Origin of the sequence: Silvanigrella sp., assembly GCF_044369315.1 — a bacterium.
In the GTDB taxonomy this organism is placed as follows: domain Bacteria; phylum Bdellovibrionota_B; class Oligoflexia; order Silvanigrellales; family Silvanigrellaceae; genus Silvanigrella.
Window position 1 is genome coordinate 1 of the sequence record NZ_JBIPMD010000163.1, and the last position, 7,773, is coordinate 7,773.

The following is a 7,773-nucleotide window of genomic DNA, read 5'->3' on the forward strand; positions in this document are numbered from 1 at the left end:
TTGTAAGCTCAATCGCCCCTTGCTTGAATTCGCTTGTATACCTTCTTTTGGTTAACACCATTTCAACACCTCTTTCCTATAAGTTTTTTTCGGATCTGGGTGTCTACTTTCTTAGGGGAGGATCATAATATATTTGATAAAAATGAATAACATTATCTTTATCTTTGATTGGGTCAATTGAGTAAAGTCGTGAAATAATCTTATCTATTTGATTCTTAGAACTATCAAATTTAAACACATATTTTTCTAATTGATTAGCTATTTCTTTAGAATTAAAATTATCTTCTAAAATTATTGGTTTGAATCCACTATATAATGTTTTATCAAATTTAAAAGTAAAAATTTTAAATATCTCGTTAAAATAATTCCGCATATTTTTTGAAAACATATTGAATTCCTTAAAAAATTGATTTAAATATATGTTGTTATGTACTCCATATATTTAATTTGTATCTTGCACTTTTATTTCTTTTATTTCTTTTATTTCAAGCTTTAATAACTGATTGTTTAAATTTTCATTTTGAGATTTCAGTACTGCATTTTGAATTTCAAGTTTATGAATAGTTTCTATTAAAATATCATGTTTCTTCAATTTGTCTTCGAATTCCATGATTTTTTTCTTACCTTCATATTCTCTTTCCTCATAAGCAATATTTAATTTGTTTTTATCATCAAATTGTTTATTTAGAACAACATAGTCATTTAGAAGTTTATTATATTTTGCTCCTTGATTCTCAATTTCTTCCCTTAGAGAAAGTATTTCCTTTTCTTTTTCTTCTAGTTCTTGTTTTTGGCGTTCTTCTTTTTGTGCAAGTGCAGTATTAAATTGAGCTTCTATATTTTTACTTTTATGATCAAATTCTTCCCATAGTTTTACTTCCAAGGATTTTTTATATTCCTCAAACTTTTCCCTCTCAAGGTTAAGTTCCTGCAATTCTTTTTTAGCCTGATCTTGCATTTCAAAAGCAATAATAAGCTGCGAACGGTTAATTTGATTCAATCGGTTAGTAAGCACATCGACTTCTGCAAGAGCTTTTTTCTGTTCGCTTTCTTCTGGAAGTTCTTGCATTTTAAATGCTTCAACAGCAGCTTTAAAATATTGCTGGGGCTTCATTCCTGATTTATTAATTTCATTTTGAAAAAAATCTCGCTCCTCTACAGAGGTGCAACGAAACTGGATTCTTGGGTCAATTTTTGATGTGTTTGTTTCTTCTATAGTCATAATTTATTCCTTATTTTATTTGTTTTTCCAATTTATAATTTTTTCAAAAATTTCTTTGCTTTGATATTTATCATAATTTACATTATTAGCTTTGTATATATAAGCATAGCTATACTTTTTTGATTTTTCATCGTATATATTTAATTGTATTTTTTTGTCATTAATAATTTCATAAGTCCCATATCCTTGAGGAATTTCAACATTATTTAAGACAACTTTACTTCCATTATTTAGGAAAATCTTTTGACTTCTAAAAAATCTTATAGAACCTTGAGGTTTATTAGGAGTTAGTAATCTATTTATATAATCTACAACCTCTAAATCTTGAATACCTTCAGCACCAAATGGAAATTTGAAATTACTATTATCATTATAGAGTTTTTCGAGTCTTGCCATTCTTTTTTTATGTGTTCTATTTGAAAATAGCTTTAAAATAAATTTAACTAATACAATTAGAGATGCTAATGAAATTGATATTTTTCCAAAATGTTCATTTGCAATATGAATCAACCTATCCCACATTCAGTCCTCCTTTGTTACTTTGCTGTATTTTACTTTCCTGCTTGCACTCTCTTTTTCTTCATCTGTTTTGCGGATGTACATCATCGTTGTCATCATGGACTTGTGACCTAAAAGGTCTTGAATTTCCGATAGCGAAGTTCCGTTTCTGTGAAGATGGCTTGCAACTGTGGCTCTACAACTGTGTGGACTGATTTCTTTTGAGATTCCATTTTCTTTTGCAATGGTAGTAACTAAACGAGCTAAATAATCCCGTGAAAGTGGTCTTTTTGAATAGGGGCTTAATGTAAAAAGGGAATCTTCAGGTTTTGCAAGTGGTCTTAAAGTAACAATATATTTTTTAAGTAAAGCGGCCAGTTCATCACTTATCAGTGGAGAGTGCAGCATACCTCCTTTTATTTTCAGGTGGAGCCTGGGAAGTTTTCCACTAATATCGAGATCAATAATTTTAAGAGAACAAAGCTCCGTTGCCCTCATTCCAACATGCGAAAGCGTGCTAAAAACAACAAACCGCAACCAAGCTTTATAATGATCTTTTTGTTTCAAAGGATTCATTGCCAGTAAATAAGATTTCTCAAGGGTTTCTAAAATTCCCCCAACTTCTTCTTCGGAAAGGGCTTCTGTTTTTCCCTTGTGTTTCTGAACCCTTGGGAGCTTTATAGCAGAACCCACATTTCTATCGGTCCAACCCTCTTGATGGCAGAACTTCAAAAACGACAGTACAGGAGCCAATTTTGCGCAGACAGTTACAGGAGGATTTTTCCCCACAAGATACCTTTTGTAAGCATCCACATGATCCCTTTGTATTTCTAGGATCTTAGAGATAGGTTGGCTTTTTTCCCTGCAAAATTCAAAGAAGGACCTTAAATGCCTGGCGTAATTTTTGATTGTATTTTCAGAGACATAGCTGCCTAAAAATTGGGCGCATTTTAAGGCGATTTCAGGTGGGTAAAAATCAAAGTTGATACGACAAGCCCCCTCAACTCGAACCAATGAATGCTCAATTTTTGAGCGATTTTCACTTTCAGGCATCCCTACCCCCATCCAAATGTGCCTTTTTGAGCACGTTAAAAATTTTTGTCACACTCATGTATACTTTTATAATTTAAAGCTGTCCATGTATTCAAAGTGTCACTTAAATGTATCCAGATAAATTTTTGTCACCACGAAAGGGACAAAGTCGCATAATATACATTATGGGACAATAAAAATGGAATTGGAAAGAAAAAACCATAGGAAGAAGGAAAGTTCAAAAAGAAAATTTATACTTTTCTTGTAATACCATAGGTTTTTTGTATGATGAAAGGGGAAAAAGACGTTAAAAAGACGTTAAAAAGACGGAATTTAGGGAATTTTTGCCAAAGTGGATGTCCAAACCCCTCCCATTGACTAAGGAAGGAACATTTTCATGAGCAAAGGATGCGCTGGAATTAAAATTCTTGAAAAGGGCACTATCTGGAGAAATGAACTCCTTTCAGGAATGCCCATACAAACAATCGCTACAAAGTTTAAAGCCCCTGCGCAAGTTGTAAGCCGTGCGATTTGGCTTGCAAAAATTCCAGAGGATTTAAAACTTGTCATTAAGAAAAATCCTGAGATTTTTACCCGTGAAATCTTAGTCAATCAATTTGCTTCAAAACGTAGTACTTGTGAAAAAGATTCTTTTAAACTCTTGCGCTCTGAAGTCACACGCATGGCAAAAGATGGAATTGGGAGCAAGCCTAAATTCCCTAAAAAGACTTCATCATTGCAAAAAAAGAAACTGAATAAAGAAACCCCTCCTGATGTTAGTGTTACTACAAATATAATTGAAGCAATGGCGGCTGAAAAACAAATTAAAGAAGCCCTTGGGTTTCATTGTCGTGTCGCATTTCATGAAGCAGGAGCAAGCGAAATCACAATTCGTCTCAATAATAAAAAAGATTTAAAAACATTTATCGATATGGTTACACCAAATACGGGCTTATTTTAAATATAAACAAAGGATTGTTTTGATGTCTAATTATGATTCTCAATGGAAAGAACAATTTAGTAACGCATATCTTCTTGCAATTACAAGCCAAGCGGGTTGGAAAATTGCAAGCTGGAATGTAGATAAAGATCTTATGGACGCTACAATAGAAACCAAAATTGAATTTACTGACGGGAGATATAAGAGCCATAAGGTTGATTTACAATTGAAGTGTACAGATTCTCCCGTAACTAATACGGAAAAATTCATTTCGTATCAAATCTGCAAAGAACATATTGAACATATTAAAAAGAGAGTTCTAAGTGATCCATTTTACTTTATACTTATACATGTTCCTAAAGAGAAAGAAAAGTGGGTTGAGCATATTAAAGAAAACATTGATTTTAATACAATACTTAGAAACTGTGGATTCCACTATGAAATCATAAGTTCAAACATGAATGAATTAAAACCAACATTACAGTTTCAAAAAAATTCTATCTTTTCTGCTGAATTTTTAAAAAATTCAATTTCAGAATTTGATACTTTTGAAAAATATAGAGAGTATTTAAATCAAAGAATGAAAATTAATACCTAAATCTTTAAATTAAAGGAAAGATATTATGACAACTTCAACATTTAGTCGAATTTCGGGTTATCTCCAAAATAGCAATTGGGAAATTTTTGATAATATTGATAATAAACTTTTTTTCTTTCAAAACACTGATTCAAAAAGAATTCTTGAATTATATGATGATTCCATTCCAGGAGCAGATAGATATTTTAAAGATGCAATTACATTTTTAGCAGAAAAAGATAATAAACCTAAAGAGTCATTCCTAGATTTATTTTGCTTAAAGCAAGGAGTCATGCAAATTCGGATTCCAAATAAAACTGGAGAAATTGATATTGAAACATCATTAAATCTTAGAAATACTGCAAAAAAGATAATTACAGCTACTTCTCATTCAAGAGTTGAGAAAAAATTAGTTCACCCAGGTACAAAAGACTTTGCAACAGAAAATCTAAATGAATGTAAAGAAATTCCTACTAAAGAGGGTAGCTACATTGTTACCATCCTTATTCCAGAGGAAACAGGGATACTCGATCTCACTCAACAAGCTTTAAAAACCACATCGCAACTCGTAAATTCAGAATCGATCCCAACTTCTGCAGAGCATACTAATCTTGCTGAAAAAGGAGTTAGCTCAAATTTTTTAAATTCATTCGAATTTCTTACAAACATTGCTGATAAAGAAGGAGTTGAAATATCTTTTGCAAGTGGAACTGAAGTTTTTGAATGTAAAGTGAATAAAGAATTTTGCTCTTATGTGAAAGAACTTTCTTCTAGTTTTACGAGTGAAGAAAAAGAAAAAATTGTTGAGGTAGAGGGAACGATTAAACTTCTTGGTTGGAATGAAAAAGATAATGCTGCTACTATAAGAATAAGTGGAAGTTTTATAGATACTAAATCAAAATTAGATTTTATTTTACAAACAAACAATTATGACTTTTATTTAAAAGCAAGAGATGCGGAATTACCCCCTAAGAAAAAAATCAGAGCTAAAGGTACTCAAATACCTGGTACACGTCCTTCAAGAATAGCGGATATATCTGAGTTAGAAATCATCTCATGATTAAAAACTCAGGTTTTCAAAGATCGGAGGACCTTTCTCTAAAAAAGAACTTAGAAAGTCAAAAATAATACTTATGAGAATTAATAATGAAATAAGAAAAGACTCTTATTTTTCAAAGACAAATATTGAAATAAGCGAAACTTTCAACAAAAAGATAAAAATTATTATTGGTGATAAATTAGAAATTGAATTTGATAAAATCGACAACAATAATAAATTACTTTCACATAAAATAAACACAAATACAAAAGAATATACTGGAAATCCAAATAATACTCAGATTCAATCATTTAAAGACAGTAATACCGAATGCATTACGCACCTATTTAGGCATTTAATTAATATTCATGATAAATATTTAACTATAAAATCTCTAGTTGATTGTATAATACATAACACAATGCAACATGATTTATCAAAAGAAGATATAATATTGCACTTAAAAACTCATGGTATTTTAGTAGAAAATAAGAGAGTAATTATTGCAAATCAGCACTTTAAACTTAATGAAATTTACAAAGGCACAAAATATATGAACAATCATTCGCAATTTTTAAAAAAAATTAAAGGTGCAATATCAGAAGGAGAAAAACGATTTGCACAAGGCATAAAATCAAGATGTTGGAGTATACCAATCTAAGAAAAAAATACGAGGATTAAAATGAAAAAGAATACTGAAAATAATAATCAGATGCAAAAAACAAGAGAAATTGAAGAGCTTTTTTCTTATTTTCAAGAAGCTTATGAAAAGCCCAGAATAGAAGATGATGATTTGATAAAAGAGTATTTTGAAAAGAAACATCAAACCCATTTAAAATTAAAAATATTAGATATAATTAAAGTTAAATTAATCTAATATGTCTAATGAATTTATTTCAAAAAAGATAAAAAAAACAGTGAAAAATAAGTTTTTAATTTATTTATATATTTCGATTAATTAATTAATATTAGAGGAAAAATGAAAAGAATATTGTGTTATGGTGATTCAAATGTATGGGGGTTTGTTCCTGGAAGTTTTAATAGCGAAACAAAATTAGCAAAAAGGCATGAGAAAAATCAACTTTGGACAACTGTTTTGCAGGAGAAACTTGGCGATGATTACGAAGTATTTTTTGATGGAATAAACGGTCGTACTACTGATTTAGATGAAATTAACCCAGGTAGACCTTTTAGAAACGGATTTGCTTTTTTAGAATTTAGTCTTGAAATTCATTATCCAATTGATTTAATTATTGTATGGCTTGGAACCAATGATACAAAAAATCAATTTAATCGATCTTCTTTTGAGATTAAAAAAGGTTTGCAAAAAATAGTTACTCTTATAAATGAATCAGTGTCAGGCAAGAATGCATCTGCTCCTAAAGTTTTAGTTATTTGTCCACCACCAATTACTGAAAATTCACATCCTGAATTTAATTATGATGCAATAAAAAAATCAAAAGAATTATCAAAATTATATTTTGATTTATCTATTGAAATGCAATTTGAGTTTTTAGATTCGGGGCTTTATATACAATCAAGTATGATAGATGGTATTCATCTAGATTCCAATTCATGCAATATCATTGGAAATAGAATAGCTGAAAAAGTAATTCTGATGAAAGTTTGAAAAAGTAAATAGAAACATATATTAACTCATTTTTAGCAAGTATTAACTCTATTAAAAAGAAATTATATATTGTTAATTTGTAATTCTTTTTTTTTGATTATTATGTGAACTTATAACCCTAAGTTAACATTCCTTACGATATCACATATAATGTAACGAATTCTAAGTAAATGTAAACATAAAGACAGTTATTTCAATAATTATTTGTAAGTAATTGATTTTTTTAATAATACATTTGCTGATATTTAAAAAAACAGATATATAAATAATGACATTAAATTTTCCAGGGAGGATAAATGATTATTTCTAGTCTATCAATTTCGCAACCATCATTTTTTGAAAGTGGCATTAAAATTGATTTTGATTCTAAACTGAATTGCATAATGGGCGGAAGAGGATCTGGAAAAACAACAATACTAAGCCTTATTAATTGGGCAATAAGTAAAGATGAAGAAATTTCCAAAGAGATAAATACCCTTATAAAAACAAATCTGAAATCTGCTACTTTAAATATAACTTTTAAAGATAATAATGAAAGAAAAATCACATTAAGTAAATCAAATGGTTCTTCTCCTGTAATAAAAAACGACAAAGATGAGTCTATCACGATTGAAGATTTCAGAAAGAATTTTTCAATTGACTTTTATCCTGCCGGATCAATAGAGGAAATTGGTATAAATCCAAAACAAAGGTTAAAAATATTTGATGACTATGATCTTCCCCCAATTTTATAGACACAATTAACCGACCTTTTTCATTGGTCTAGTTATTTCAAATATAACTGGAGACAGATATCCATTCGACGAATGCTTTCTAACACGATTGTAGTAAACTT

11 protein-coding genes are annotated in these 7,773 nt (G+C 29.7%); 7 read left to right on the forward strand and 4 right to left on the reverse strand.

Going from position 1 to position 7,773, the window contains the following annotated elements:
- Positions 1-103: 103 nt before the first annotated feature.
- From ACIQ56_RS12160 to ACIQ56_RS12175, 4 genes are read right to left on the reverse strand one after another with little or no spacing between them, the layout of a single operon-like run.
- Entirely contained in the window at positions 104-388 is a 285-nt protein-coding gene (locus ACIQ56_RS12160; RefSeq protein ID WP_397601329.1) for a hypothetical protein, read from the reverse strand.
- A gap of 54 nt (positions 389-442) precedes the next feature.
- The gene (locus tag ACIQ56_RS12165) at positions 443-1,222 is read right to left on the reverse strand and encodes a hypothetical protein (RefSeq protein ID WP_397601330.1); all 780 of its coding nucleotides are present in this window, start codon (positions 1,220-1,222) and stop codon (positions 443-445) included.
- Between the two features lie 15 nt (positions 1,223-1,237).
- Positions 1,238-1,744: a hypothetical protein gene (locus ACIQ56_RS12170; RefSeq protein WP_397601331.1), complete on the reverse strand. Its 507-nt coding sequence runs from the start codon at positions 1,742-1,744 to the stop codon at positions 1,238-1,240.
- Entirely contained in the window at positions 1,745-2,785 is a 1,041-nt protein-coding gene (locus tag ACIQ56_RS12175) for a tyrosine-type recombinase/integrase (protein ID WP_397601332.1), read from the reverse strand.
- Positions 2,786-3,149: 364 nt separating this feature from the next.
- Between ACIQ56_RS12175 and ACIQ56_RS12180 the strand changes: the two genes are divergently transcribed.
- From ACIQ56_RS12180 to ACIQ56_RS12210, 7 genes are all read left to right on the forward strand, one after another.
- Positions 3,150-3,713, forward strand: a complete 564-nt coding sequence (locus ACIQ56_RS12180) for a hypothetical protein (protein ID WP_397601333.1) — start codon at positions 3,150-3,152, stop codon at positions 3,711-3,713.
- A 22-nt stretch (positions 3,714-3,735) separates the two neighbouring features.
- Positions 3,736-4,290 (forward strand): DUF4365 domain-containing protein, encoded by a 555-nt coding sequence (locus ACIQ56_RS12185; protein ID WP_397601334.1) that lies wholly within the window; start codon positions 3,736-3,738, stop codon positions 4,288-4,290.
- A gap of 25 nt (positions 4,291-4,315) precedes the next feature.
- Complete coding sequence (locus ACIQ56_RS12190; RefSeq protein WP_397601335.1) at positions 4,316-5,329, forward strand: hypothetical protein; 1,014 nt, start codon at positions 4,316-4,318, stop codon at positions 5,327-5,329.
- Between the two features lie 73 nt (positions 5,330-5,402).
- The gene (locus ACIQ56_RS12195) at positions 5,403-5,969 is read left to right on the forward strand and encodes a hypothetical protein (RefSeq protein ID WP_397601336.1); all 567 of its coding nucleotides are present in this window, start codon (positions 5,403-5,405) and stop codon (positions 5,967-5,969) included.
- 21 nt (positions 5,970-5,990) lie between these two features.
- On the forward strand, positions 5,991-6,185 hold the full coding sequence (locus ACIQ56_RS12200) for a hypothetical protein (RefSeq protein ID WP_397601337.1): 195 nt from the start codon (positions 5,991-5,993) through the stop codon (positions 6,183-6,185).
- Positions 6,186-6,287: 102 nt separating this feature from the next.
- Complete coding sequence (locus ACIQ56_RS12205; protein ID WP_397601338.1) at positions 6,288-6,938, forward strand: GDSL-type esterase/lipase family protein; 651 nt, start codon at positions 6,288-6,290, stop codon at positions 6,936-6,938.
- A 296-nt stretch (positions 6,939-7,234) separates the two neighbouring features.
- The gene (locus ACIQ56_RS12210) at positions 7,235-7,672 is read left to right on the forward strand and encodes an AAA family ATPase (protein WP_397601339.1); all 438 of its coding nucleotides are present in this window, start codon (positions 7,235-7,237) and stop codon (positions 7,670-7,672) included.
- The last annotated feature ends 101 nt before the right edge of the window (positions 7,673-7,773 follow it).

Bases quoted from the DNA above. Each gene is read 5' to 3' on its own strand.
- ACIQ56_RS12160 (WP_397601329.1), bottom strand. From the start codon at position 388: ATGTTTTCAAAAAATATGCGGAATTATTTTAACGAGATATTTAAAATT.
- ACIQ56_RS12165 (WP_397601330.1), bottom strand. From the start codon at position 1,222: ATGACTATAGAAGAAACAAACACATCAAAAATTGACCCAAGAATCCAG.
- ACIQ56_RS12170 (WP_397601331.1), bottom strand. From the start codon at position 1,744: ATGTGGGATAGGTTGATTCATATTGCAAATGAACATTTTGGAAAAATA.
- ACIQ56_RS12175 (WP_397601332.1), bottom strand. From the start codon at position 2,785: ATGGGGGTAGGGATGCCTGAAAGTGAAAATCGCTCAAAAATTGAGCAT.
- ACIQ56_RS12180 (WP_397601333.1), top strand. From the start codon at position 3,150: ATGAGCAAAGGATGCGCTGGAATTAAAATTCTTGAAAAGGGCACTATC.
- ACIQ56_RS12185 (WP_397601334.1), top strand. From the start codon at position 3,736: ATGTCTAATTATGATTCTCAATGGAAAGAACAATTTAGTAACGCATAT.
- ACIQ56_RS12190 (WP_397601335.1), top strand. From the start codon at position 4,316: ATGACAACTTCAACATTTAGTCGAATTTCGGGTTATCTCCAAAATAGC.
- ACIQ56_RS12195 (WP_397601336.1), top strand. From the start codon at position 5,403: ATGAGAATTAATAATGAAATAAGAAAAGACTCTTATTTTTCAAAGACA.
- ACIQ56_RS12200 (WP_397601337.1), top strand. From the start codon at position 5,991: ATGAAAAAGAATACTGAAAATAATAATCAGATGCAAAAAACAAGAGAA.
- ACIQ56_RS12205 (WP_397601338.1), top strand. From the start codon at position 6,288: ATGAAAAGAATATTGTGTTATGGTGATTCAAATGTATGGGGGTTTGTT.
- ACIQ56_RS12210 (WP_397601339.1), top strand. From the start codon at position 7,235: ATGATTATTTCTAGTCTATCAATTTCGCAACCATCATTTTTTGAAAGT.